General features: G+C 68.7%; 28 protein-coding genes. All 28 read right to left on the reverse strand.

All coding sequences use genetic code 11. The features are described 5' to 3' along the window. Positions 1–6: 6 nt before the first annotated feature. Positions 7–1,413, reverse strand: a complete 1,407-nt coding sequence (flgK, locus tag MRBLWH13_RS07265) for a flagellar hook-associated protein FlgK (protein ID WP_341957627.1) — start codon at positions 1,411–1,413, stop codon at positions 7–9. 6 nt (positions 1,414–1,419) lie between these two features. Beyond that, the gene (gene flgN, locus MRBLWH13_RS07270; protein ID WP_235559848.1) at positions 1,420–1,872 is read right to left on the reverse strand and encodes a flagellar export chaperone FlgN; all 453 of its coding nucleotides are present in this window, start codon (positions 1,870–1,872) and stop codon (positions 1,420–1,422) included. Positions 1,873–2,021: 149 nt separating this feature from the next. Then, a complete protein-coding gene (locus tag MRBLWH13_RS07275; protein ID WP_341957631.1) occupies positions 2,022–2,234 on the reverse strand; it encodes a carbon storage regulator in 213 nt (70 codons plus the stop codon). Between the two features lie 125 nt (positions 2,235–2,359). Beyond that, on the reverse strand, positions 2,360–4,426 hold the full coding sequence (locus MRBLWH13_RS07280) for a flagellar biosynthesis protein FlhA (RefSeq protein WP_341957632.1): 2,067 nt from the start codon (positions 4,424–4,426) through the stop codon (positions 2,360–2,362). A gap of 50 nt (positions 4,427–4,476) precedes the next feature. Then, positions 4,477–5,580: an EscU/YscU/HrcU family type III secretion system export apparatus switch protein gene (locus MRBLWH13_RS07285; protein ID WP_341957635.1), complete on the reverse strand. Its 1,104-nt coding sequence runs from the start codon at positions 5,578–5,580 to the stop codon at positions 4,477–4,479. Then, positions 5,577–6,338: a flagellar biosynthetic protein FliR gene (locus tag MRBLWH13_RS07290; protein ID WP_341957636.1), complete on the reverse strand. Its 762-nt coding sequence runs from the start codon at positions 6,336–6,338 to the stop codon at positions 5,577–5,579. Before MRBLWH13_RS07290 ends, MRBLWH13_RS07285 begins: the two co-directional genes overlap by 4 nt. Beyond that, positions 6,338–6,613 carry a flagellar biosynthesis protein FliQ gene (gene fliQ / locus MRBLWH13_RS07295; RefSeq protein WP_056517073.1) on the reverse strand — a complete coding sequence of 92 codons (276 nt, stop codon included), beginning with the start codon at positions 6,611–6,613 and terminating at the stop codon, positions 6,338–6,340. The genes MRBLWH13_RS07290 and fliQ overlap by 1 nt, the downstream gene beginning before the upstream one ends. Continuing rightward, the gene (gene fliP / locus MRBLWH13_RS07300; protein WP_341958247.1) at positions 6,613–7,383 is read right to left on the reverse strand and encodes a flagellar type III secretion system pore protein FliP; all 771 of its coding nucleotides are present in this window, start codon (positions 7,381–7,383) and stop codon (positions 6,613–6,615) included. The genes fliQ and fliP overlap by 1 nt, the downstream gene beginning before the upstream one ends. 203 nt (positions 7,384–7,586) lie before the next feature. Then, the gene (locus tag MRBLWH13_RS07305) at positions 7,587–8,012 is read right to left on the reverse strand and encodes a flagellar biosynthetic protein FliO (RefSeq protein ID WP_341957637.1); all 426 of its coding nucleotides are present in this window, start codon (positions 8,010–8,012) and stop codon (positions 7,587–7,589) included. A gap of 3 nt (positions 8,013–8,015) precedes the next feature. Beyond that, positions 8,016–8,675 carry a FliM/FliN family flagellar motor switch protein gene (locus MRBLWH13_RS07310; RefSeq protein WP_341957638.1) on the reverse strand — a complete coding sequence of 220 codons (660 nt, stop codon included), beginning with the start codon at positions 8,673–8,675 and terminating at the stop codon, positions 8,016–8,018. Further along, entirely contained in the window at positions 8,675–9,568 is an 894-nt protein-coding gene (locus MRBLWH13_RS07315; RefSeq protein ID WP_341957640.1) for a flagellar motor switch protein FliM, read from the reverse strand. Before MRBLWH13_RS07315 ends, MRBLWH13_RS07310 begins: the two co-directional genes overlap by 1 nt. A gap of 33 nt (positions 9,569–9,601) precedes the next feature. Then, positions 9,602–10,414 (reverse strand): flagellar motor protein MotB, encoded by an 813-nt coding sequence (locus MRBLWH13_RS07320; RefSeq protein WP_341957642.1) that lies wholly within the window; start codon positions 10,412–10,414, stop codon positions 9,602–9,604. Continuing rightward, positions 10,411–11,211 carry a MotA/TolQ/ExbB proton channel family protein gene (locus tag MRBLWH13_RS07325; protein WP_341957644.1) on the reverse strand — a complete coding sequence of 267 codons (801 nt, stop codon included), beginning with the start codon at positions 11,209–11,211 and terminating at the stop codon, positions 10,411–10,413. Before MRBLWH13_RS07325 ends, MRBLWH13_RS07320 begins: the two co-directional genes overlap by 4 nt. Positions 11,212–11,213: 2 nt before the next feature. Beyond that, a complete protein-coding gene (locus MRBLWH13_RS07330) occupies positions 11,214–11,429 on the reverse strand; it encodes a flagellar FlbD family protein (RefSeq protein ID WP_341957646.1) in 216 nt (71 codons plus the stop codon). Positions 11,430–11,553: 124 nt separating this feature from the next. Beyond that, positions 11,554–12,720: a flagellar hook protein FlgE gene (locus tag MRBLWH13_RS07335; protein ID WP_341957648.1), complete on the reverse strand. Its 1,167-nt coding sequence runs from the start codon at positions 12,718–12,720 to the stop codon at positions 11,554–11,556. Between the two features lie 30 nt (positions 12,721–12,750). Beyond that, on the reverse strand, positions 12,751–13,200 hold the full coding sequence (locus tag MRBLWH13_RS07340; RefSeq protein ID WP_341957650.1) for a flagellar hook capping FlgD N-terminal domain-containing protein: 450 nt from the start codon (positions 13,198–13,200) through the stop codon (positions 12,751–12,753). A gap of 12 nt (positions 13,201–13,212) precedes the next feature. After that, positions 13,213–14,568 carry a hypothetical protein gene (locus MRBLWH13_RS07345; protein ID WP_341957651.1) on the reverse strand — a complete coding sequence of 452 codons (1,356 nt, stop codon included), beginning with the start codon at positions 14,566–14,568 and terminating at the stop codon, positions 13,213–13,215. Beyond that, positions 14,565–14,918 (reverse strand): hypothetical protein, encoded by a 354-nt coding sequence (locus MRBLWH13_RS07350; RefSeq protein ID WP_341957653.1) that lies wholly within the window; start codon positions 14,916–14,918, stop codon positions 14,565–14,567. The genes MRBLWH13_RS07345 and MRBLWH13_RS07350 overlap by 4 nt, the downstream gene beginning before the upstream one ends. Continuing rightward, entirely contained in the window at positions 14,915–15,340 is a 426-nt protein-coding gene (locus tag MRBLWH13_RS07355; protein ID WP_341957655.1) for a hypothetical protein, read from the reverse strand. Before MRBLWH13_RS07355 ends, MRBLWH13_RS07350 begins: the two co-directional genes overlap by 4 nt. After that, positions 15,337–16,665, reverse strand: coding sequence for a FliI/YscN family ATPase (locus tag MRBLWH13_RS07360; RefSeq protein ID WP_341957657.1), 1,329 nt, complete (start codon positions 16,663–16,665; stop codon positions 15,337–15,339). Before MRBLWH13_RS07360 ends, MRBLWH13_RS07355 begins: the two co-directional genes overlap by 4 nt. Further along, a complete protein-coding gene (locus MRBLWH13_RS07365) occupies positions 16,662–17,444 on the reverse strand; it encodes a FliH/SctL family protein (protein ID WP_341957659.1) in 783 nt (260 codons plus the stop codon). Before MRBLWH13_RS07365 ends, MRBLWH13_RS07360 begins: the two co-directional genes overlap by 4 nt. 4 nt (positions 17,445–17,448) lie before the next feature. Then, positions 17,449–18,531, reverse strand: coding sequence for a flagellar motor switch protein FliG (fliG, locus tag MRBLWH13_RS07370; protein ID WP_341957660.1), 1,083 nt, complete (start codon positions 18,529–18,531; stop codon positions 17,449–17,451). Continuing rightward, the gene (gene fliF, locus MRBLWH13_RS07375) at positions 18,528–20,168 is read right to left on the reverse strand and encodes a flagellar basal-body MS-ring/collar protein FliF (RefSeq protein WP_341957662.1); all 1,641 of its coding nucleotides are present in this window, start codon (positions 20,166–20,168) and stop codon (positions 18,528–18,530) included. The genes fliG and fliF overlap by 4 nt, the downstream gene beginning before the upstream one ends. After that, positions 20,168–20,488, reverse strand: a complete 321-nt coding sequence (gene fliE / locus MRBLWH13_RS07380; protein WP_341957664.1) for a flagellar hook-basal body complex protein FliE — start codon at positions 20,486–20,488, stop codon at positions 20,168–20,170. Before fliE ends, fliF begins: the two co-directional genes overlap by 1 nt. After that, positions 20,488–20,880, reverse strand: a complete 393-nt coding sequence (flgC, locus tag MRBLWH13_RS07385) for a flagellar basal body rod protein FlgC (RefSeq protein ID WP_056307381.1) — start codon at positions 20,878–20,880, stop codon at positions 20,488–20,490. The genes fliE and flgC overlap by 1 nt, the downstream gene beginning before the upstream one ends. Then, a complete protein-coding gene (locus MRBLWH13_RS07390; RefSeq protein ID WP_341957666.1) occupies positions 20,877–21,224 on the reverse strand; it encodes a flagellar biosynthesis protein FlgB in 348 nt (115 codons plus the stop codon). The genes flgC and MRBLWH13_RS07390 overlap by 4 nt, the downstream gene beginning before the upstream one ends. 109 nt (positions 21,225–21,333) lie before the next feature. Beyond that, the gene (locus MRBLWH13_RS07395) at positions 21,334–21,612 is read right to left on the reverse strand and encodes a hypothetical protein (RefSeq protein WP_341957668.1); all 279 of its coding nucleotides are present in this window, start codon (positions 21,610–21,612) and stop codon (positions 21,334–21,336) included. Positions 21,613–21,618: 6 nt separating this feature from the next. Continuing rightward, positions 21,619–22,029 (reverse strand): flagellar export chaperone FliS, encoded by a 411-nt coding sequence (fliS, locus tag MRBLWH13_RS07400; protein WP_341957670.1) that lies wholly within the window; start codon positions 22,027–22,029, stop codon positions 21,619–21,621. Between the last annotated feature and the right edge of the window lie 29 nt (positions 22,030–22,058).

The following is a 22,058-nucleotide window of genomic DNA, read 5'->3' on the forward strand; positions in this document are numbered from 1 at the left end:
CCAGAGTCAGCGGCCGACGAGGCCGGTGCGGTTGATCAGAAGGTCCAGAGCCTCGTCCACGGCCGTCAGCACGCGAGCTGCTGCCTGGTAGGCGGTCTGGTAGGTCAGGAGGTTGATCGTCTCCTCGTCGCCGTCCACCGACGCGTTCGACTGCTGCGCGGTGACGGCGGCCACGGCCCCCATGTCGGCGATGTCGGCGCGCTGCACGTCACCGGCGACCGCGACCGCGAAGCCCGTGACGAAGCTCGACCACGTCTTGCTCGGTCCCGTCGCCGATGCACCCAGAGCGCTGATGCGATCGGCGATCGTGGTGTCCTTGGCGCCCGCGCCCGGTGCCGCGAGAGCGAGATCGTCGAGACCTGTGGGAACAACGCTCAGCCCGAGGGCGGCGGGTCCGGTGCCGCTCATCGAGAAGAAGTCCCCACCTGCGGCGCCCGACGGAGTGACGCCCGTGCGGTGCACATCGTTCACGGCTGTCGCGAGAGCGGTCGCGGTCTCGTTGTACGCGGCGGCGACGCCGGCCAGGGTCCCGCCGTCGGCGGCAGGCGCCAGCGCGCTGATCGTGCCGCCGACCAGCCCGCCGGTGATCGTCACCGGCAGACCGGGGCGATCCGCCCACGCGACACTGATGCGTCCGGCGTCCGCGATGCCCTGTGGTCCGCTCGCGACGAGGGCACGGCTGCTGTCGGCGGAGACGAGAGCGTTCCCGTCGACACGGAGCGTGAGGGTCCCATCGGCTTCGACGTTGCCCTTGGCTCCGACCGCGGTCGACAGCTGCTGGGCGAGGACGTTGCGCTGATCGATCAGCTCGTTGGCGTTGCGGCCAGACTGCAGCGCGTCACGGATCTGCCCGTTGAGGGTGGCCACCTGTCCTGCCATGGCGTTGACGTCGGCGATCTGACTGTCCACCTGTCCCCGAAGGTCGCTCCACTGCCCCGCGATCGACTGGTACCCGGCCGCGATCTGCCCGATGAGCACATTCGCGTTGGTGAGCACGACCTGCGCAGCCGCCGAATCCGGGGTGTTGGCGAGATCGGACCAGCCGGCCCAGAACCGGTTCAGGTTCGCGGCGAGCCCGTCCTTCGTGGGTTCGGCCATCACCGCCTCCGCCTGGCCGGCGGCCGTCGCCCGCGCCGCCCAGAAGCCGGAGGTCGAGAGTGCGTCGCGCACTCGGGCATCGAGGATGTCATCGCCGAGCCGGGCGATGCCGGTGACGCTGACTCCACCGCCGATGCCGAGCCCGGACGGCCACAGGCCGGTCTGGCCGGGGGCCGAGATCGGAACCTGGTCGACCCGCTGACGGGTGTAGCCAGGGGTGGTCTGGTTGGCGATGTTCTGCCCGGTGACGGTCATCCCCGCGCGGGCGGCGGAGAGAGCGGATTCGGCGAGACGAAGCCCTGCGAAAGAAGACATGGCGCCTCACACCCTCGTGTCGAGGAGTCGGGCGTCACCGTCACGGACGACGCCGCCCTGCGGGTCGTACTCGCCGGTGGGCACACCGAGGCCGGCGATCGTCTCCTGCGTGACACGGATAGCGGTACGCAGTCGTTGCTCGTTGACCTTCTTCATGTCGCCGATCTCGTCGGCGAGTGCCGTCATGGCGTCGAGATGGCCGGACAGGACCTCGCGCCAGGCATCCGTCGGCGCGGCGTCGATCAGCTCGCGCAGCGTCGTCGCCTCGGGCACTCCCCATTCGTCCGCGACGGAGATGACGAGCGTGTCACGGGACAGGGCGACCGTGGGCATCGCCGCGAGCACGCGCTCGATCTCGTTCGCCGCATGATGGATCCAGCGGTTGCGCCCGGTCGCCAGCAGCATCTGCTGTTCGTCGAGCTTGAACAGCAACACCTCCAGCAGATCGCGCTCTCGCATCAGTTGCATGCTCAGGTCGTGAGCGGCCACGATTCGTCACCTCGTCATGTCACGGTTTCCGTGACGGGATCGCCCGCCACATCCACGACTATCGCGACAACGTCCTGGACAGTAACTCCGAGCGCGAGGGCGAGCAGCGATGCACCGGGTCAGGACGTGGTGCCAGCGCGCCCGAGAGCACTCAGAAGCAGCGATGCGGCTGAATCGTCCGACGACGCCTGGACTGCTTCCTGGTTCGCGTCGCTCACTGCGATGACGATCTCGGCGCGATTGATGCGCTTGTCGCGCGGCGCATCGATGCCGACGCGGACTCCGCTCGGCGTCACCGCCAGAATCGTCACGGTGATGTCATCACCGATCACGATGCTCTCATTCGCGCGTCTCGTGAGTACCAGCATGCGTCGTCTGCCTTCCATGGCGTGAGCGCCGATGCGCCCTCTGCTCACAAACGTATCGCACTCGACTCGTAAATGAGCAGATTCCGACGCTATACCGCGGCGCTCGGCAAGGCGGACTGCGTCATCCGCACCACACCGACCACGTCGGTCGCGAGTCCTCCGGCTGCCGCCTCGTCATACGACAGCACGGGGAGGCCGCCGACCTGCGACGAGACCATCCGGCGCACAGCCTGGCGCAGCGACGGCGCACACACGAGCACCGGTTCCGGCCCGACCTGATCGAGATCTGCGACCGTTGTGCGGACGTTCTCGAGCACGTGCATCGTCGCCTCCGGCGTCAGCACGATCTGCGGATGGCCGTCGATCACACGCATCCCCTCGAGCATCTGCTGCTCGAGCATCGGCTCGAACATCACGACGCGGATGCGGCCGTCCTCGGCGAATCGTGCGGCGATCGCGGGGCCGAGGGCCGCTCGCGCCGCATCGATCAGACCAGCCGTCTCGGTCGACGTCTTGCCGCGGAGCGCGAGAGCCTCGTAGATGCGGGCGAGGTCGTTGATCGGCACCCGCTCGGCCAGGAGACCGGCGAGGACGCGCTGGATGCCGGCGAGCGACAGCACGGCCGGCGTCAGCTCCTCGACGGTCGCCGGACTCGACTGCTTGAGGTGCTCGGTCAGCTGACGGACGTCTTCGAGCGAGAGCAGTCGGTCGGCCTGACTCTGCACGATGTCGGAGAGGTGGGTGATGATCACGCTCGCGCGGTCGATCACGGTGGCACCGGCCATGTCGGCGGCGTGCGACATCTCGGCGGGCACCCACTTGCCCTCGAGGCCGAAGACCGGATCGACGACCGCTGACCCGGGCAGCTGCTCGAGCCCCGTGCCGATCGCGAGCACGTGCCCCCTCGGCACGGATCCGCGGCCCGCCTCGACCCCGGCGATCAGGATCGAGTAGGTCTGAGCCGGCAGGTCGATGTTGTCGCGCGTGCGCACCGGTGGCATCAGGATGCCGATGTCGAGAGCGAGCTTTCGCCGCAGCGACTTCACCCGGGTGAGCAGGTCGCCCGCTCCTCCCGAGGCAAGATCGACGATGTCGGGCGAGAGCGAGATCTCGAGCGCGTGCACGCGCATCCGGTCCATCAGCTCTTCGGGTCCCTCGACACCCGCCTCGACGGCCTCCTGCTGCAGCGCGTCGGCCTCGAGAGCGGCGTCGCGATCTTCGTTCGCCTTGACCCGGGACGCGGCGAACAGCAGCACCGCCCCGATCGCCAGGAAGATCACCAGGGGCATCCCGGGGATGAAGCCCGTGGCGATGGCTGCGAGGCCCGTGATCACGAGGGCGTTGCGCGACTGCATGAGCTGACGACCAGCTGCCTGACCCATCTCGCTCTCGGCGTTCTCGCGGGTCACGATCATGCCCGTCGACACGGCCATCAGGAGCGCGGGGATCTGTGTGACCAGCCCATCGCCGATGGTGAGGATGCTGTACGTCTCGAGCGCATCCCCCATCTCCATGCCGTGCTGGACCATGCCGATGATGATGCCGCCGACGAAGTTGATGACGACGATCACGATGCCCGCGATCGCATCGCCCTTGACGAACTTCGACGCGCCGTCCATCGCGCCGTAGAAGTCGGCCTCGGCCGCGACCTCCGCACGACGCCTGCGCGCCTCGGTGTCGGTGATGAGGCCGGCGTTGAGGTCGGCATCGATGGCCATCTGCTTGCCGGGCATGGCGTCGAGGGTGAAGCGCGCACCCACCTCGGCGACGCGCTCGGCACCCTTGGTGACGACGACGAACTGGATGACGGTGAGGATCAGGAAGATCACGGCGCCGATCACGAGAGACCCGCTGATCGTGATCTGCCCGAACGCCTGGATCACCTGCCCGGCGTGCGCCTCGCTGAGCACGAGGCGGGTGGACGCGACGTTGAGGCCGAGCCGGAACAGGGTCGCCACCAGCAGCAGGCTCGGGAAGACCGAGAAGTCGAGCGGCTTCTTCACGAACATCGCGGTGAGGAGGATCAGCAGCGCGAACGAGATGTTCAGCACGATGAGCACGTCGAGCAGCGGCGTGGGGATGGGGACGATGAGCAGGAGGATGATGCCCACCACTCCGACGGGCACCGCCGCCTTGGACAACAGCTGACCGATCATGCGTCTCGCCTTCTCGTTCTCTCTACTCGTTCAGGTGCGGATCCGGTGGCTCAGAGGCCGCGGTCCCTGGTGCTGTCGAAGGGCATGGTGTGGGTGCCTCTCGCCGATCCGCGGCGCTTGAGGTGCTCTATGAACGCGAGCACCTGCGCCACCGCGGTGTACAGCTCCTCGGGGATCTCGCGGCCGATGTCGCACGCCGAGTGGAGGGCTCGCGCCAACGGGATGTCGCGGACCATCGGCACGCCGGCCTCCTCGGCCTTCTCGCGGATCTTCTGCGCGACGATGCCCGCGCCCTTCGCGACGACCCGCGGAGCGGACTTGCCCGGTTCGTAGCGCAGCGCCACCGCCACATGAGTGGGGTTCACGAGCACGACGTCGCTGTCGCCCACCGCGGCGATCATCCGGTTGCGGCTCATGGCGAGCTGCCGAGAGCGACGCTGGGAGCGCACGAGCGGATCTCCCTCGCTCTTCTTGTGCTCGTCCTTCGCCTCGTTCTTGGTCATGTGAGTGTGCTTGCGGTTGCGCCGCATCACCACGGCCACATCGATCGCCGCCAGCAGGATGCCCACGGCCACGGCCACCTGCAGCAGGGCCACCGCTCCCCCGGCGGCCTGCTCGAGCAGCCATGTGATGTTGTGGCTGCCGCTCGCCATCAGCACGGGCACGAGACCCGAGACGACGATCCACAGGGCGATGCCGATGGCCGCAGTCTTGAGGAGAGCCTTCGCGCCTTCCCACAGCGCCTGCTGGCCGAACACGCGTTTGAGCCCCGACACGATGTTGAACTGCTCGGTGCGCATCGTCACACCGCGCAGATGGATGCCGCCCTGGGCGACCGCCGTCGCGGTGGTGGCGAGCAGGACGACCACCAGCATGGGCAGCAGGACGCCGCCCAGCGCGGAGATCGCCGACCCCAGAACATCCATCGCAGCCCCGTCGGTGGGGTTCTTCGCCACCGGGGTGACGGCCAGGAACAGCTCCGTGAGCACCTGCGTGCCCGACGAGATCGTCGGCACCATCATCACTGCGGCGGCGGCGATGCACACCCACGCGGTGAAGTCCTGGCTGCGGCCTATCTGGCCCTTCTTGCGCGCCTCCTTGAGGCGACGCTCGGTCGCCTTCTCGGTGCGTTCGCCGCTGTCGGTCTCGCTCATCGGGTCACCCCCAGAAGCAGCCTTGCCGCGTCCTCGGCGATGACAGCGACCACGCTCGGAAGCGCGGCGTAGACGAAGCCCACGAGCAGCAGTGTCAGACCGATCTTGATCGGGAAGCCCATCGCGAACGCGTTCAGGGCCGGTGCGACCCGGCTGACGAGTCCGAGGCCGACGTCGGCGAGGAAGAGCACGATCAGCAGGGGACCCGCGATCTGCACGGCGCTGAGCATCATCTGCCCGGCGGCTCCCACCAGGGCCTCCGCGGGCTTGCCCAGGTCGATCATGCCGGTCACCGGGACGGCGTCGAACGAGCGGAACAACCCTCCGAGCACGAGCTGGTAGCCGTCGGATGCGAACAGCAGCATGATCGCGGTCATCTGGAACAGCCGCGTGAACTGGGCGCCGTTGATCGCCATCCCCGGATCGAACGCCTGCGCCATCTGGAACCCTCCGAAGGTGTCGACCAGATGACCTGCACCCTGGACGGCACTGAAGAGCACCATCACGAGGAATCCGAGCAGTGCGCCCGTGAGAGCCTGCCCCACCAGTGCCAGCATGAACCCCCCGGTGTCGAGACGTTCGTAGCCCGCGGTCACCACCGGCGAGACCGCGAGGGCGAGCCCGACGCCCAGCATCGCGCGGATGCGCATCGGGATCGTGCCGTGGCTGAACGGCGGTGCGAGCACCAGGAAAGCCGTGATGCGCACGCACGCGAGAGACGTGGCCTCGAGCCAGGTGAAGTCGATGGGGATGTTCATCAGCCGCCGTTCAGCAGCGACGGTATCCGCGCGAACATCTCGTTCGTGAACGCGATCATCTCGGCGATCATCCAGTGCCCGCTGATCAGCAGCGCGATGCCCACGGCGACGAGCTTGGGCACGAACGAGATGGTCATCTCCTGCACCTGGGTGATCGACTGCAGCAGGGAGATCGCGAACCCGACCACGAGCGCCGTGATCAGCATCGGGGCGCAGAGCTTCGCTCCGACGATGAGCGCCGCCTGCCCGATGTCGATGACGGCTTCCGGGTTCATCAGCCGCCCCCGTTGTAGGACTGCACGAGTGCGGTGATGACCATTCCCCAGCCGTCGATGAGCAGGAACAGCAGGATCTTGAACGGCAGCGAGATCATCACCGGCGGGAGCATCATCATGCCCATCGACATCAGCGCACTGGCGACGACCAGATCGATCACGAGGAACGGGACGAAGATGATGAACCCGATCAGGAAGGCTGCGCGCAGCTCGCTGATCATGAAGGCCGGCACGAGCGTCTGCAGCGGGATGCTGGCAGGGTCGGTCGGGTTGTCCATCTGCGCCGCCCGATGCATGAGGGCGATGTCCTCTTCACGCGTGTACGCGAGCATCCACTCGCGGAGCGGTTCCTGGGCGAGCTCGAAAGCTCGGCCGAAGTCGATCTGCCCGTCGGTGAACGGACTGACGGCGACGGTGTTGATGTCGGTCAGCACCGGCCACATGATGAACAGGGTCAGGAACAGGCTGAGTCCCGCCAGCACCTGATTCGGCGGGATCGAGGGCAGCGAGAGCGCGTTGCGGGTGAGAGCCAGCACCACAAAGATCTTGGTGAAGCTCGACATCATGAGAAGCAGCGCGGGGGCGACGCTGAGGACCGTGATCCCGAGCAGCGTCATGATGCTGTCCGACGGCGTGCCGTTGATGCCGTTGATCGTCACGCCCTCGCCATCACCGGTCTCCATGGGCACCGTGGCGGATGACGCGTACGCGCCCGTCGCGTCGAGCACCACCAGGACGGCCGCGACTCCGACGGCTGCCGCGATCAGCATCCACGCACGTCGCGGCAGGCGCGGTGCACGCGCGAGCGGCGCGGTGGCAGCGGCGGCGGCGGATACGGGCACGGCGGCACTCCGAAGATGGGTGACGTGGCCGATCCGTAGCCAGGGGGTCGAGCGATCCGTGCTCGCAGTCGACTATCGCGACACGGTGGCGTGCGCGTAACCGCGAGGCGATCGCACTGGGCCGGTCGGCGTCAGGCGACGGACTTCAGTGCCCGGTCGACGATGTCGTTCGACAGGTCGTCGACGACAGGTGACTCCTCCGTCGTCGATTCCTCCTCGACGGGAGGTGCTTCCTGGGTGTCGACGACGTTGATCCCGTTCTCGGTCACACCGAGGACGTAGCGGATGCCCCCGAACTCGGCGACCACGAGCTGCGCCTTGCCGCCGATGCCCGACCGCGCGACGACCGTGATCTTCTCGGGCCGCGGCTTCGGGCCCGCCGCCGCGCGCGACGGTCTGAGGTCGGTGAGCCGGGCGAGCTTCTTCGGCATCAGCCCCACGAGCGGGCTGACGCCCTTCGCCTGCGACTTCTGCAGTCGACGGCTGAGGAACAGCAGCAGACCGAGCACCGCTCCCAGGGCGACGATCGCACGGAGCGCGACGAGGATGTCGTCCATGGGTCAGACGGCCTCTGCGCCGTCGAGGATGCGCTCGACGCGGATGGCGAAGTCGCCCTCCGCGACCACGACGGTGCCGTGCCCGATCAGGCGGCCGTTGAGCTTGATGTCGGCAGGCGAGCCCGCTGCACGGTCGAGTTCGACGACGCGGCCGGGTTCGAGGGACAGCACGTCACGCACCGGCATCCGCGTGCGACCGATCTCGACCACGAGCTCCATCTCGACGCCGGCGATGCGGCTCAGGCGCTGCGGTCCCGACGACGCGGCAGCGGCCCGCGCTCCGTCGATGCGCACCGCTGCCCGCGCGACGACGCTGCCCGCGGCGTCGATCATGTCGAACACCTGGGTGCCGCTGTCGGTGAAGACGCCTGCGGCATCGACCAGTTCGCCGTCACCGAGCGCGCCGCTGCCGAGCACGGCGACCGCCGCCTCGAAGATCGGATGCAGTCGATCGGCCAGCGGCGCGTTCTTCGAGCCGTCCTCGAGCTGCGACGGATCGACGACCTGGATCGCGAGGCGGGCACCGGGGCTGCCTGCGAAGGTGACCGCGACCGCCTCACCGGATGCGCCGGGGTCGGTCGAGGGTGCGGGGATGACGGGGTAGCCGAACGGCAGCTTGCCGGCGATCGCCGCGGCGATGGCGGTCTCGTGGAAGGTGCTCATCAGTGGGTCTCCTCAGGGGTGGTCGTGATCTTGCAGGTGAGGCGCGAGCCTCTGCTCCCAGGGGTGGCGAGGGCGATCCGGGTCTCCCCTGCCACGAGCTCGTACGGTCTGGTCTCCGGATGCGGCAGGCGCAGCAGATCGCCGGGTGCGAGGTCGAGCACCTCACCCGTGCCGATCGTGATGGGTGCCAGGCGCAGTGTGATCTCCAGCGGGGTGCTGCGCAGCTGCTCCAGGGTCTGCTCCGCCGTGTGGGCGGCGTCGGCATCCGACTCTGTCGCGGCGAGACGGTCGACGACAGCGGATGCCGGGAGCATGACCGTCGCCGTCGTCTCGGCGTCGCCGAGCCGCATCGTGTACCGCGCGACGATGACCGCCGCACTCGCTGCGATCACCTGCATGTACTGCGGGTTGTAGTGCACGGCGCTGAATCGAGGCGCCCCGGGGAGCAGTGCGTCGAGGCTTGCATGGAGATGCTCGAACGTGCCCTCCATGAGGTTGCGCACGAGCGCCAGCTCGATCGGGGTGAACGTCCGCGCCTCGGGCAGCGAGGTGCTGCGACCGCCCATCATCTGCACGACCCACAGGAGCGCGCTGTCGAGGCCGAACTGCACGACGCAGGGCTCTTCGCGGTCCGCGAAGGCACCGGCCACCATTGCCGTCGTGCCGGGCAGTGTGTCGGCGTACTCCTCGTACGACACCAGGTCGACGGACTCGAGCGTCAGATGGGCCCGCACACGGATCTTCGCCGTCAGCTGCGACGACCACAGGCGCGCGAACGACTCGAACGCCGCCTCCAGGTGCCGGGTGCTCTCCCGTCCGAGCTGCGCGGGGCGGCCGAAGTCGTATGCGGGGTAGCGCACGGCCGGGTCCTCGAGCACGGCGGCTGCGGTCATGGGTGTCTCCTCGACGGTGGTGTTCACGTGTTCTCAGCTCGTCGCTGCGGCAGCTGCGAGGGCCGGGATCAGCGCTCGCACCTGCTCTTCCTCAGTGGACTCGACGACGATGTCGACGCGTCTGTTGCTCGCCAGGGCCTGCGGACTGTCGCCCTGGACGATCGGTCGTGTGTCCGAGAATGCCGTCGCCTTCACCCGCGGACCGCCGACGCCCTCGTGCTCGACGAGAAACCTCGCCACCTGCGTGGCGCGCCCACCGGAGAGTTCCCAGTTGGTCGCGAACGGAGCAGCCGACACGCGGTGATCGGCATGCCCTTCGACGCTGACCTGGTTGTCGACCGTGACGAGCACGTCACCGATCGCATTGAGCACGGCATCCGCCTTCGCCGAGAGCTCGGTGCTGTTGTCGGCGAAGAATGTCTCGGCGCCGACCAGCCCGACCTGCAGCCCGCGGTCGTCGATCACGAACGAGACGGTGTCCTGAAGCCCTTGGGCGGCAAGGGCGGAACTCATCCGATCGCGCAGTTCTTCCAGTGACTCGTACTCGGCAGCGGCTCGGGCGGCGAGATCGACCACTCCGTCGTCGTCCTGCAGCTCGGGCGGGACGATCAGGCCCTCAGCACTGTCGGCGCCGCCCTCGGTGCTCTCCTGACCGAATCCCGTCGCAAGACTGTTGGCGAGCAGCTCGAACTTCGTCTTGTCGACGTTCGACACGGCGAACAGCACGATGAACAGGCACATCAGGACGGTCACCATGTCGGCGTACGACACGGCCCAGCGCTCGTCAGGCTCGTCGTGCGATTCGTCTTCGTGCCCGCGGCCGCGGGCACGGCGGGCCGGGCTCACAGGATGTCCTCCACGGAAGAGTCCTGCTCCCGCTTCTGCTTCTTGGCTTTCGGCTTGACGCTCGACAGCGCCTCGAGACGCTCCTGCAGCAGATGCGGTGCACTTCCGGCCTGGATGGCCAGCATGCCCTCAGACACCAGCGTCATCCGCTCGAGCTCGACCGCACCGATGCGGTTGAGACGACCGGCGATCGGGTTCCAGATGAAGTTGGCCGACAGCAGCCCCCACAGCGTGGCCACGAACGCGGCGGCGATCATGGGCCCGAGGTGGTCGGGTTCGTCGAGCTTCTCGAGCACGTGGGTGAGTGAGACGACCGTGCCGACGATGCCGATCGTCGGCGCGTAGCCGCCCAGGGAGCCGAAGAACTTCGAGGCGACGCGGTTGCGCGACGAGGTGGCCGCGATCTCGTCGTCCATCACCATCTGCAGGTCCTCGGCGTCCGTGCCGTCAGCGAGCGCCTGCAGAGCCTGGCGGGTGAACGCGTCGGGTGCGCCGTCGAGCTCCTGCTCGAGCGCGAGGAGACCCTCACCACGAGCCTTCTCGGCGTACCCGACCAGGAACGGGATCACCGCCTCGGGAGTCATCTTCGGCCCGCGCACCATGCGCCCGAGACTCTTCACCGCGAGGATCGTGTCGCGCAGCGTGTGGCTCGCGATCCCCACGCCGATGGTGGAGCCGAGCACCAGGATCATCGGGGCGGGGATCAACAGCGCTTCGAAGCTCGCGCCCTCCATCGTGATCATCGCGACGAGGGCGCCGAACGCCAGGATGACGCCGATGATGAATGCGGGATCCATCGTCACGCCCCCGTCTGCGGCGTCAGAGCGTGGGCCGCGGCGAGGACGCGAGCCCGATAGGAGACGATCAGGTCGATCGCGGCGTCGAGCGTCTCCTCGATCACATAGACCTTGCCGTCGACCATGTGCAGAGTCGTGTCGGGCGAGGAGAGGATGCGCTCGATCAGATCGGGGTTCACCGCGAACCGGGTGCGGTCGAGGCGGGTGACGATGATCATCGCGGGGTCTCCGGGCTTCGGACGAGAGGGGGAAGTCTGGCCGGACTATCGCGACGCGGCCCGCCCCCGGTAACCAGGGGCGGGCCGCGTCGACGGGCGGATGCGCTCGAACTCGAGCGTCCGATCAGCGCTTCAGCTGGGTGAGCTCCTGCAGGACCTCGTCGCTCGTGGTGATGATCCGCGCGTTGGCCTGGAAGCCGCGCTGCGCGACGATGAGGTTGGTGAACTCCTGCGAGAGATCCACGTTGCTCATCTCCAGCGCCCCGGACACCAGGTTGCCGAACCCTGCCTGCCCCGGCTCCCCCATGCGGGCGGCGCCGGAGTTCACCGAGACCCGGTATGCCGTGCCACCGGCCTTCTCGAGCCCCTCGGGGTTCGCGAAGGTCGCCATCGCGATCTTTCCGAGCGTCTGGGTGGCGCCGTTGCTGAAAGTGCCGACGATGGATCCGTCGCCCGTGATGCTGTACGACTTGAGCGAGCCCGCCTCGGCGCCGTTCTGCTCCGAGATCGCGACGGTCGACATGTTGGCGTAGCCGGTGACCGCGCCGAGGTCGACGCTCACGGCACCCGCGGTCAGGGTGAGACCTGCCCCCGCCTGCTTGCCGTCGGTGAACGTCAGCGAACCGGTCGCACCGCTGACGGGCTCGGTGACGTCCCAGCCGGTCGCGGTCTTCGTGAACGTCAGGCTCAGCGTCGACGGGGTTCCCTGTGCGTCGTAGACCTTCACATCGCGCACAAGCTCGTCACCCGTTGCTGCGGTCGAGGGGAGGTTGCCTGTGACCGTGGCATCCGTCGTCGCCTTGGCCGGTGAGACGGCGTCGAGCGGCAGCACGATGTTCCCGGTCGCCTGACCGGTGTTGACGACGCCGTTCTGCGCCGACCAGCCCTGCACGACGGCACCGTCGGCGGTGACCATCTTGCCCGTCGGGTCGAACGAGAAGCCGCCTGCACGGGTGTACAGGGTCTCCCCGCCCGAGCGGACGGCGAAGAATCCGTCGCCCGAGATCATCAGGTCTCCCCCGCGCCCGGTGGCCTGAGCAGACCCCTGCGCGAAGTTCGTGCGCACTCCGGCCACCTGCACACCGAGGCCGACCTGAGCGGGGTTGCGGCCCCCGACCTCGTCGTCGGGGATGCCCGGGTTGCCGATGAGCTGTGACAGCGAGTCCTGGAACAGCACGGACGAGCCCTTGAAGCCGGCCGTGTTGACGTTGGCGATGTTGTTGCCGGTCACGTCGAGCATGGTCTGGTGCGAGCGGAGTCCGGAGATTCCGGAGTAGAGCGAGCGAAGCATGTGATTCTCTCTTCCTGTGTGAGACGAAGGTCAGGCTGCGGCCGCGTTCGGCGCGGCAGGGGTGGTCTTGGAGGTGACGCCGGTGATGGCGTCCAGTGCGATCGTCTTGTCTCCGATCGTCACCTGCGGGATGGGTCCGTCGAACGACACCTTGGTGACGACGCCCGAGAGGGTCTTGCCGTCGGCATCCTTGTAGCTCGCCTCCTGGCCGATGAGGGCGCTCGCCGCCTGACGCATGTTCAATGCGAAGGCCTCGGCGCCGCTGTCGGCGAGAGCGGTGAGCTGCTCCATCATGGCGAGCTGCGTCGTCTGAGAGATCATCTCGTTGGTGTCCATCGGACTCGACGGATCCTGGTGGGTCAGCTGGGTCACCAGGAGTTTGAGGAAGACCTCGCCGTCCAGCACCTGCTTGCGCGCGGCGGGATCAGTCGTGCCTCCTGTGTAGATCGAGCTCGGAGCGCTCACTGCGTCGATGGTCATGCGGTCGTCCTCTCAGGCGAAGATGTCGAGACCCGCGCCGACGCCGGCGTGGGGTGTGGTCTGGGTGATGCGGGGAACATCGGTGGCCCGCTCGGCACCGGGGCGCGGTTCAGAGCGTCCGCGATTCGCGTCGCGGTCGCCGCTGCCCTGGTCTCCGGGAGCGCCCGTGCCCTGGCCGCTGCGGTCGCCGTTCGCATCCGCTGCGGAGCTCTGGCTGACGCTCAAGGTGGCGTGCGGCATGACTGCGGCCAGGTCCCGCCGCAGGTCGATGAGGATGCCGCGCAGGGCATCGCGTCCGGCATCCGTGGCACCGCTGAGCTCGACCTGCACTTCTCCGCTCGCGCTGATGTGCGCGCGCACGGTGACGGGTCCCAGACTGTCCGGGTTCACCGTCATGGTGAGGTGGTGTGTGCCCATCGGTCGCTGCGCGACGCTCACGACGACCGGCGAGACCTGGGCGGCGACGGCACGGCCCGCGGGCGCGGTCTCCGGGGTCGAGACGGCGGTCGCGGAGGTCTGGGGGGTCTGGGGCACAGTGACGGGAGTGGCGTTCGGGGCGGGTGACGCCGACGGTGCGCGCTCGCCGGCCTCCATCCGCGCGGAGGTCTCGCTGGAGGACGGGTTCTCGACCGAGGCGTTGTCGGCTCCGGCGAATGCGGAGGACGCCGCCGCACGGTCAGGAGTGGGTGCCGGCGCGGGCCGTCCGGCGGACTCGCCCGGGGGCTGCGGTCCGGACGCGGCCCCAGGCTCAGTTGCGGCGGAGGTCGACGCTGTGAGCGTGGGTGTCGTGGCAGAGGATGGAGCGACGGCGGAGCGAGCGTCGCTCTCCGCTGCGTCGACCGGCGCCGCAGCGGCAGCCGCGGCGGATGCGGCGGCGGATGCGGGGGTGGATGCGGGGGTGGATGCGGGGGTCGTCGAGCTCGCGACTGCGGACGCGGGCTCGAGCTCCGCCTGCACCGAGGCGAGCGACTCCGCGGGCCCCGATTCCCCGGGCGTCGCGACGCCTGCGACCGATACGGGCGGCGCATCGTCGGCCCCCTCCCCGGGCGCGACCCCATCCGCCATCACCGGTGCGTCCGACGCGACCGGTCGCAGCGGTGCCGGGAGCTGGAGCAGAGCGGCGGATGCGGCATCGCGACCGAGGGGGGAATCGGCTTCAGCGCGAGGCCGTCCGTCGGTCGGAGCCGCGTCGCTCTCCCCCGCGTCATCGGGAGACGTCTCTGAGTCGCCGTCAGCGCCGACGAGCATCTGCCCTGCGGCGGCCAGCGCGTCCCCGAACGACGATCCCGAGTCGCCGGCCGCACGCCCTGCGGCTCCGCCGTCGGTCTGGGTGCCGAGCGAGACGGCGAGCAGGTTCACCGCGGTCATCCGAGCATCTCGATGAGCTTCTGCATCGATGCCGTCGATCCGGCCGAGCCCGACGTGTTCGCGGAGAACAGAGTCTGCAGAGCCGAGACGAGCTCGGCGTTCTTCTTGCTTGTCATGGCCTCCGTCGCAGCGCCCGCCTCAGACACGGGCGTCGTCGTCTCGGTGGATGCGGCCGCCTTCGCCGCCTCGAGCACGCCCGAGAATGTCGCCGCGCTCGCCGCACTCGTCGCGGCTGCCTCTGAGGTCGACTCGGACGCGGTCGACGCCGCTGGCCGAACCGCCGGATCGAGCGAGACGATCTGACTCTCGATCGCGTCGACGCGCGCGATCACAGACGCGAGGCCGCTCATGCGGCGCTTCCCTCTCGGCGTGAGGTGCGCACCACGGCGATCTCGTCGAGAGCCGTCTGCTCCGCGGCCAGTTCCGCCTTGGCGGACTCGGCCCGATGAGTGCTCTCGAGGCGTTCGAGACCCTTGAGCTCGCGGCGGGCGTCGACGTGTGCGGACTTCGCCTCGGACTCCGCGCCTCGACGCATGTCGACGAGGGCCTGCAGGTCGCTGAGAGTGCTGCGACCGGCGGACCTGGCAGCCGCCATGGCCATCAGCGCTCGGGGGTCGTCGATCTGCGCGCTGATGTCGGCGAGGCTCGAGATCGCGCTCTGCTCGGCGGCCTCGGCCTGCGCGCGCTCGGCGCTCGCACGGGAGAGCCGCTCGGCAGCGACACGCTCCTGCGCGCCTCGTACTCGGAGAAGACCGGCCAGGGGGAAGGTCATGGTGTGAGTCCTCCGAAATCGGTGGTGAGGGCGGCGAGCTGCCGCCAGGAATCGTCGGATGCCGTGAGATCGTCCATCCGCTGCGTGAGGAAGCGCGAGATGGCGGCTTCATGCGTGAGTGCGGCATCCACCAGCGGATTCGCCCCCGGCCGATAGGCGCCGATGTCGATCAGGTCGTTCGCGCTGCGACGAGCGGCCAGCACGCTCCGCAGAGTCACGGCGTCCTGTCTCTGCTCGGCGGTGGTGATCTTCGAGACCACTCGCGACACGGAGCCCAGCACGTCGACGGCCGGGAAGTGTCCGCGGATGGCCAGCGCTCGGTCGAGCACGACGTGTCCGTCGAGGATTCCCCGCGCGGCATCCGCGATGGGTTCGTTGTGGTCGTCGCCGTCGACGAGCACCGTGTAGAGACCTGTGATCGATCCGACCTGTCCTGTTCCGGCGCGCTCCAGCAGGCGGGCGAGCACCGAGAACGTCGACGGCGGGTAGCCGCGTGTAGCCGGCGGTTCGCCGGCGCTCAGACCGATCTCGCGCTGCGCCATCGCGACGCGGGTCAGCGAATCCATCATGAGCACGACGTCGAGCCCGTCATCCCGGAAACCCTCCGCGATACGCGTCGCGACGAACGCGGACCGCAATCGCGCCATGGCTGGCTGGTCCGACGTCGCGACCACCACGACCGAGCGGGCGAGTCCCTCGGGTCCCAGATCGTCTTCGAGGAACTCCCGCACCTCGCGGCCGCGCTCGCCCACGAGGGCGATGACGTTGACGTCGGCGGTCGAGCCCCGGGCGATCATCGACATGAGCGATGACTTTCCCACGCCGGAACCGGCGAAGAGTCCGAGTCGCTGTCCTGTGCCCACGGGCGTCATGGTGTCGAGCACGCGAACGCCCAGGCCGAGCTGGCTGTCGATGCGCTGACGATCCATGACGCTCGGAGCGTCGTGGTCGAGCGACACGAGCGTGGTGGTCCGCTCGAGCGGCCCCTTGCCGTCGATGGGGCGACCGAGGCCGTCCAGAACGCGCCCGAGCAGCGCCCGTCCGGTCGGCACCTGCAGCGGCGCTCCCCCGTGACGCACGCGGGCGCGGGCCGTGATGCCGTCGAGACGGCCGAGCGGCATGCATCGCGCGGAGGCTCCGTCGACGGCGACGATCTCCGCATCGACCGAACGCCCCTGCGCCGCATCGATGCGGATGCGGTCGCCGACGGCCGCATCGATTCCGAGCACCTCCACACCCAGCCCCCGCACGGCCTTCACGGTGCCGGAGCGCTCAGGACGCACGGCTTCGAGGGTCCGCTGCCACGACCTCGTCGCGACGGTCACACGATCACCTCGCCGCCGAGCTCGTCACCGAGCTCATCAGCGCCGCGATGCACGGACGCGGCGCGCGCGAGGGCCTCGGTGATCCTCGTGTCGACGGCGCCGTCCTCGATCTCGACGATCGCGCCTCCCGGGTCCACCGCATGCGAGCCGACGATGTCGATCCCCTGCAACGGATCGATCACCGGAGGGTCCGACCGGAGGGTCTGCAGGTCCTGCTCGCTGAAAGACACGCGCGTCCATCGGTCGACGGGCATCTCCGCGATCGCGCGCCGCACCGCGTGGGTGGCCGATCGTGCAGGATCCGAGAGCTCGACACCGAGGATGGTGGCGGTGAGCCCGACGGCGAGCTCTTCGATCCGCTCCGCCGTGAGCATGCTCAGTTCGTCGATCCGATGGCCCAGGAGTGCCTGCGCGGCCTCCAATGCGCGCAGCGCCGAGCCTCGCTCGTGCAGGTACAGCTCCTGGAGCTCCTGCATCCGCTGCTGATGCGCGCGCTGCTGCCGCTCGGCGTCGTCGAGCGCGAGCCGGCGTCCCTCCGCGAACCCGTCGGCGTAGCCGCGGGTGCGTGCGCGATCGGCCTCGCTGCGGATGTCGATCGGCGTCTCGCCCACGCGCGGCACCACCAGGGGGGTGAAGGCGGAATCGAGCACGGTGGACACCTCGGGATCAGATGACGAGGCCTGTCCGTGGCCCGAAGGGTGAGCTATCCGTGCTCCCTGTCGACTATCGCGACGATGTTCTGCGGCCGTAACCGCGTACGCCGAATGCGTCGTGGTCACGGGCTCACTCGATGAGTTCATCCTCGTCCTCGCGTGAGATCGTGATCTCCTCCGCGGCTTCCAGCTCACGGATGATGCGCACGATCTCGGCGCGGGCCTCGTCGACCTGGCGCATCCGCACAGGACCGAGCACACGCGTCTCCTCCGCCAGGTTCTCCTGGTTGCGCTCGGTCATGTTGCCCTTCACCTTGTCGGTGATCTGCTCCTCCGCACCCTTCAGCGCCAAGGCGAGCATGCGCAGGTCGATACCGCGCAGCACACGCTGGGCATCGCGATCCTCGAGGCGGGCGATGTCGGCGAACGTCACCATGCGGCTGCGGATGTCCTCGGCCAGGGCCAGGTCCCGCCCCTCCAGGCTCGCGAGCAGAGACTTCTCGAGAGCGGTGTCCGAACGGTTGATTATCTCCACCAGCGGCTGCACTCCCCCGATCGACTCGTGGTTGTCGCGCATGGCGAACACGCCGGTGCGCGAACGCAGCGAGTCCGCCACGATCGAGATCGCCTCCTGCGTGGCCGTGCCCATCGTGGCGATCGCCTGGGCGACGTCGGTGCGCAGCGGATCCTGCAGGGCCGCGAGCACCGCCGCCGCGCGATCGGCGCGGAGGTTCGCCAGCACGACCGCGACCGTCGTCGGGAGCTCTCCTTCGATGATCGTGGCGAGCTGGGCAGGGTCGGCGGCGTTCAGGAAATCGAAGGAGACCGAGCCCTGGGACATCACCCGCCCGACCATCCCGACGGCCTTCTCGCGCCCGAAGGCGGTCTCGAGCAGACCGGTGGCGAGCTCCTGTCCGCCACGAGACGGCACCGCACCGCCGATGGCGATGCGGCGGAACTCCCCGAGTGCACGCGCGGTCGAGGCGACATCCACACCGCCGAGCTGGGTGAGCTCCGCGGCCAGCATCTCGGAGCGCTCCTCACCGAGATGACGCAGCACCTCGGCGCTGGCTGCACGGTCCATGTTCATCAGCACGATCGCGGCCTTGCGCAGGCCGCTCATCTCGGGGATCGGTGCGGCGACGGTGTCGGCAGCGGTCGACACCTCGACCGTGTCTGCCTGGGCGTCCAGCACATCTGTGAGCAGACTCATACCCTCGCCTCATCCATCAGGTCGGCCAGGGCGCTGGCGATCGCGTCCGGTTCGCGCTTGGCGAGGTCGTCGATCTCGCGCCGCCGTCGCTCGACGAGCATCTTGTCGGGTTCCGGCTCGTCGTCCAAGTCGACCGTCGCCGACGGGAGCAGCTTCGTCGGTGCCGTCGGCACGATCGCATCGGCATCCTTCAGCCCGCGGAGGGACTTGAGCTTCTGCTCCTCGCTCTCCGTCACGGTGGCGAAGTACTCGATCGGACCTTCGTCGGTGTACAGCACGCGGCGCTTCATCCGACGACGCACGACCAGGAAGATGATGAGGATGATCACCGCGAGGAGTATCGAGCCCCCGATGATCGCCGACTTCAGCAGCTCCTGCTGGAACTGCGCATCACGCTCGGCCTCAGCAGCCGCGAGGGCGGTCTGCGCAGCCGTCGCGCCCGACTCGTTGAACTCGACGAACTCGACCGCGATCTCGTCGCCGCGCTCGACGTCGATCCCCGCGGCCGATGCGACGAGCGATTCGATCTGGTTCGCGGTCACTCCCGTGACCGTTCCTCGGTTCAGTGCGATGCTGACCGTCTGCCTCGTGACCTCGCCGGCCGGAGTGATCGTCTTCTCGGTCGACTTGTTCACGGCGTTGCTGCGCGAGGTCTCCTCGAACTCGTAGGCACCGTTCCCGTCCGCGCCGTTGGGCACCGCGATGTTGTCGGGGCCGAGCACTCCGGTGCCGCCGCCCTGGCCGCCGGTGTAGGTCTCGGTCTTGGTCTGCTCCGACGCGCTGAGGTCGCCCTCCGGAGCGGAATATGTCTCGTCCATGCGCTCCGATGTCGAGTTCGCGACGTCGGCCGACACCGTCACGGTCGCGTTGCCGGGGCCGACGATCGTCTCGAGCATCTTGCTGACGGATGCGGCGACCTTCGCCTCGTGCTCGGTGGCCTGCTTCGAGGAGGATCCGGCGAGCCCCGTTCCGACGGCCGAGAGCACCCGTCCGTCCTGATCGGTGACCGCCACGTCCTCGGGCGTCATGCCCGGCACCGCGGCACTGGTCAGGTGCACGATCGCCTCGATCTTCTCGTCGCTGAGAGTCGCGCCGCTCCGGGTCTTCACGAAGACGGATGCCGTCGGGCTCTGCCGCTCCGAGACGAAGACGCTCTCTTCGGGTATCGCCAGCTGCACGGATGCGGTGGAGATTCCCTCCATCGCGCCGATCGTGCCGGCCAGCTCCCCCTCGATCGCCCGCTTATAGGTGACCGACTGCTGGAACTCGCTCGCGGTCACTCCCATCTCGTCGAGAAGCGTGTATCCCTCGCTCGTGTCGCCGGGAAGACCGGCGGATGCCGCAGCGAGCCGCTGAGGGTACACCTGGTCGTCCGGGACGAGGATCGTCGCGCCGCCCTCGGTGAGTTCATATGCGACGCCGGCGGACTTCAGCTGCTCGACGACGGCCGACGCGTCACCCGCGCTCAGACCGGTGAACAGCGGGCTCATCTGCGGCTTGGTCAGCCACGATCCCAGCGCGATGGCTCCCATGACGAGCAGAGCGACGCCGATGATGGCGATCGTGCGCTGGGCGAGCGAGAATCCTCCCACGACCTGCTTCGCGCGGTCGTAGTATCCCGTGAGCATCTTCGGCATCAGGCCTGCATCCTCATGATCTCGTTGAATGCCGACACGCTGCGGTCACGGACTGCTACGACGAGGTCGAGCGTGACCGAGGCTCGTGTCGAGGCGATCATCGCCTGGTGGATGTCCTGCAGGTCGCCCGTGACGGCCTGGACCGCGAGCCCGTTCGATGTCGACTGCAGCTGCTGGAGGTTCTCGACGGCTCCCGTGAGCGACGTCGCGAAGGCGCCGGCCGACGCCGACCCGCCTGCGGCTTCGGGACCGGTCTCGAAGCTGAGGGGTGCGAGCGGGGTGACCCCTGCGGCGGAGACCGCCTCGACAGGGCCGCTCATCAGTTGCGTCCGATCTGCAGTGCGGCCTCGTACGTCGTCTTGGCCCGATCCACGACGGCGGCGTTCGCCTCGTACCCGCGCTGGGCGAGGATGAGCATGCTCATCTGGTCGCCGAGCTCGACGTTCGGGTACTGCACGTACCCGTCCTCGTTCGCATAGGGGTGCTCGGGGTCGTAGACGAGCTTGCCCTCGGCGTCCGATTCGACGACGCCCGCGACGTAGACGCCGGGGCTGTCGGTGCCCGCCTGCACCGTGACGAACTTCTCGCGGAAGGCCTCCTGGCCTGCGGGAGTAGCGGTGTTGACGTTGGCGATGTTGTCGCTGAGGGCGTCGAGCCACTTGCGGTGGGCGGTGAGGCCCGTGCCGGCGATGCCGATGGCGTCGAAGGTCATGCGGAGGCCTGGCCGATCGCCTTGGTGATCGATGCCGCCTGGCCGCCGATCGCCTGGCTGGCGAACTGGAATCGCAGCACCGTGTCGATGTTCGACAGTGTCTCGGTGTCGAGGTTGACGTTGTTGCCGTTCAGCCTGGTGGGTTCGAGCGACCGCTCCACCGTGGCGGCGACGGTTCCCGATCCGCTCTCGACAGCGGACCGCAGCTCATCCTCGAACCGGACGCGCTGGGACTGATAGTCGGGGGTGTTGACGTTGGCGATGTTCTCGGCGATCGAGCGTTGGCGCAACGCCAGGCCGTCGAGAGCGCTGATCAGCGCGGAGGAGGTGACGGATTCGAGCACGGGGGCACTCCGGATGTTGGTGGAGAGGCCGATCCTTGGCCAATCGTCGAGCGATCCGTGCTCTGTGTGGACTATCGCGACAGTGGGCGCGCGCCGTAACCGAGGGGGCTCACCCCTCGACGTCGAGGTAGATGGGCACGTCCTGGCGTCCGCTGGGGACGCGGCGCAGCGCGGCGATCTCGCGCGCGACGTGGGCGCGCGATGCGGCCAGCCCGCCGATCATGAGCTGCTGTCGGGCGAGGACCGCCTCGGCGCGGGCCCTGAGTTCATCGGGGATCGGGCCGGAGGGAGGCTCGAAGGCCCGGGGGTCGAGCGTCTCGTCCGCGGCGTCGAGCGCGCGCTCGAACTGCTCGAGTACCGCGAGCCACTCGGTCAGGCTGTCGGCCACGTCGTCTCAGCCCAGAGCCGAGACGCGCGGCGCGGCCGCGCTTGTGATCTCGGCCGCCGCGTGCCAGGCGTCACGCAGAGGTGCGACGAGGTCACGGCACTCCGCGGTCGCGGCACGGTCTCGCGAGATGTTCGCGGTGATCAGGCGTCCCGTCAGGTAGGTGTAGACGCCGCGCAGCTCCTCGGCGCCGTCCCAGACATCGGTGAGAGAGCCGTTGAGTTCGGACACGATCCACTGCGCGTGCGTCAGGTGCGTGCCGGCACCGGGCCAGTCCTCGGCATCCTGCGCCGATGCCGCGCGGTCGATGTCGACCAGGAGCCGGTCGTAGAGCAGGGTGAGCAGACGCTCTGGAGTGGCTGATGCCACCTGCTGCTCCAGGTACTGCTGCTTGGCCCGGTCGAGGGAGGTGAGTGCCATGGGTGCGAGCTCCGATGCGGTGCGATGTT

The sequence above is a fragment of the Microbacterium sp. LWH13-1.2 genome (genome assembly GCF_038397735.1).
Classification (GTDB): domain Bacteria; phylum Actinomycetota; class Actinomycetes; order Actinomycetales; family Microbacteriaceae; genus Microbacterium.

Bases quoted from the DNA above. Each gene is read 5' to 3' on its own strand.
- flgK (WP_341957627.1), bottom strand. From the start codon at position 1,413: ATGTCTTCTTTCGCAGGGCTTCGTCTCGCCGAATCCGCTCTCTCCGCC.
- flgN (WP_235559848.1), bottom strand. From the start codon at position 1,872: ATGCGAGAGCGCGATCTGCTGGAGGTGTTGCTGTTCAAGCTCGACGAA.
- MRBLWH13_RS07280 (WP_341957632.1), bottom strand. From the start codon at position 4,426: ATGATCGGTCAGCTGTTGTCCAAGGCGGCGGTGCCCGTCGGAGTGGTG.
- MRBLWH13_RS07285 (WP_341957635.1), bottom strand. From the start codon at position 5,580: ATGAGCGAGACCGACAGCGGCGAACGCACCGAGAAGGCGACCGAGCGT.
- MRBLWH13_RS07290 (WP_341957636.1), bottom strand. From the start codon at position 6,338: ATGAACATCCCCATCGACTTCACCTGGCTCGAGGCCACGTCTCTCGCG.
- fliQ (WP_056517073.1), bottom strand. From the start codon at position 6,613: ATGAACCCGGAAGCCGTCATCGACATCGGGCAGGCGGCGCTCATCGTC.
- fliP (WP_341958247.1), bottom strand. From the start codon at position 7,383: ATGCTGATCGCGGCAGCCGTCGGAGTCGCGGCCGTCCTGGTGGTGCTC.
- MRBLWH13_RS07305 (WP_341957637.1), bottom strand. From the start codon at position 8,012: ATGGACGACATCCTCGTCGCGCTCCGTGCGATCGTCGCCCTGGGAGCG.
- MRBLWH13_RS07310 (WP_341957638.1), bottom strand. From the start codon at position 8,675: ATGAGCACCTTCCACGAGACCGCCATCGCCGCGGCGATCGCCGGCAAG.
- MRBLWH13_RS07315 (WP_341957640.1), bottom strand. From the start codon at position 9,568: ATGACCGCAGCCGCCGTGCTCGAGGACCCGGCCGTGCGCTACCCCGCA.
- MRBLWH13_RS07325 (WP_341957644.1), bottom strand. From the start codon at position 11,211: ATGGATCCCGCATTCATCATCGGCGTCATCCTGGCGTTCGGCGCCCTC.
- MRBLWH13_RS07330 (WP_341957646.1), bottom strand. From the start codon at position 11,429: ATGATCATCGTCACCCGCCTCGACCGCACCCGGTTCGCGGTGAACCCC.
- MRBLWH13_RS07335 (WP_341957648.1), bottom strand. From the start codon at position 12,720: ATGCTTCGCTCGCTCTACTCCGGAATCTCCGGACTCCGCTCGCACCAG.
- MRBLWH13_RS07340 (WP_341957650.1), bottom strand. From the start codon at position 13,200: ATGACCATCGACGCAGTGAGCGCTCCGAGCTCGATCTACACAGGAGGC.
- MRBLWH13_RS07345 (WP_341957651.1), bottom strand. From the start codon at position 14,568: ATGACCGCGGTGAACCTGCTCGCCGTCTCGCTCGGCACCCAGACCGAC.
- MRBLWH13_RS07350 (WP_341957653.1), bottom strand. From the start codon at position 14,918: ATGAGCGGCCTCGCGTCTGTGATCGCGCGCGTCGACGCGATCGAGAGT.
- MRBLWH13_RS07355 (WP_341957655.1), bottom strand. From the start codon at position 15,340: ATGACCTTCCCCCTGGCCGGTCTTCTCCGAGTACGAGGCGCGCAGGAG.
- fliG (WP_341957660.1), bottom strand. From the start codon at position 18,531: ATGAGTCTGCTCACAGATGTGCTGGACGCCCAGGCAGACACGGTCGAG.
- fliF (WP_341957662.1), bottom strand. From the start codon at position 20,168: ATGCCGAAGATGCTCACGGGATACTACGACCGCGCGAAGCAGGTCGTG.
- fliE (WP_341957664.1), bottom strand. From the start codon at position 20,488: ATGAGCGGCCCTGTCGAGGCGGTCTCCGCCGCAGGGGTCACCCCGCTC.
- flgC (WP_056307381.1), bottom strand. From the start codon at position 20,880: ATGACCTTCGACGCCATCGGCATCGCCGGCACGGGCCTCACCGCCCAC.
- fliS (WP_341957670.1), bottom strand. From the start codon at position 22,029: ATGGCACTCACCTCCCTCGACCGGGCCAAGCAGCAGTACCTGGAGCAG.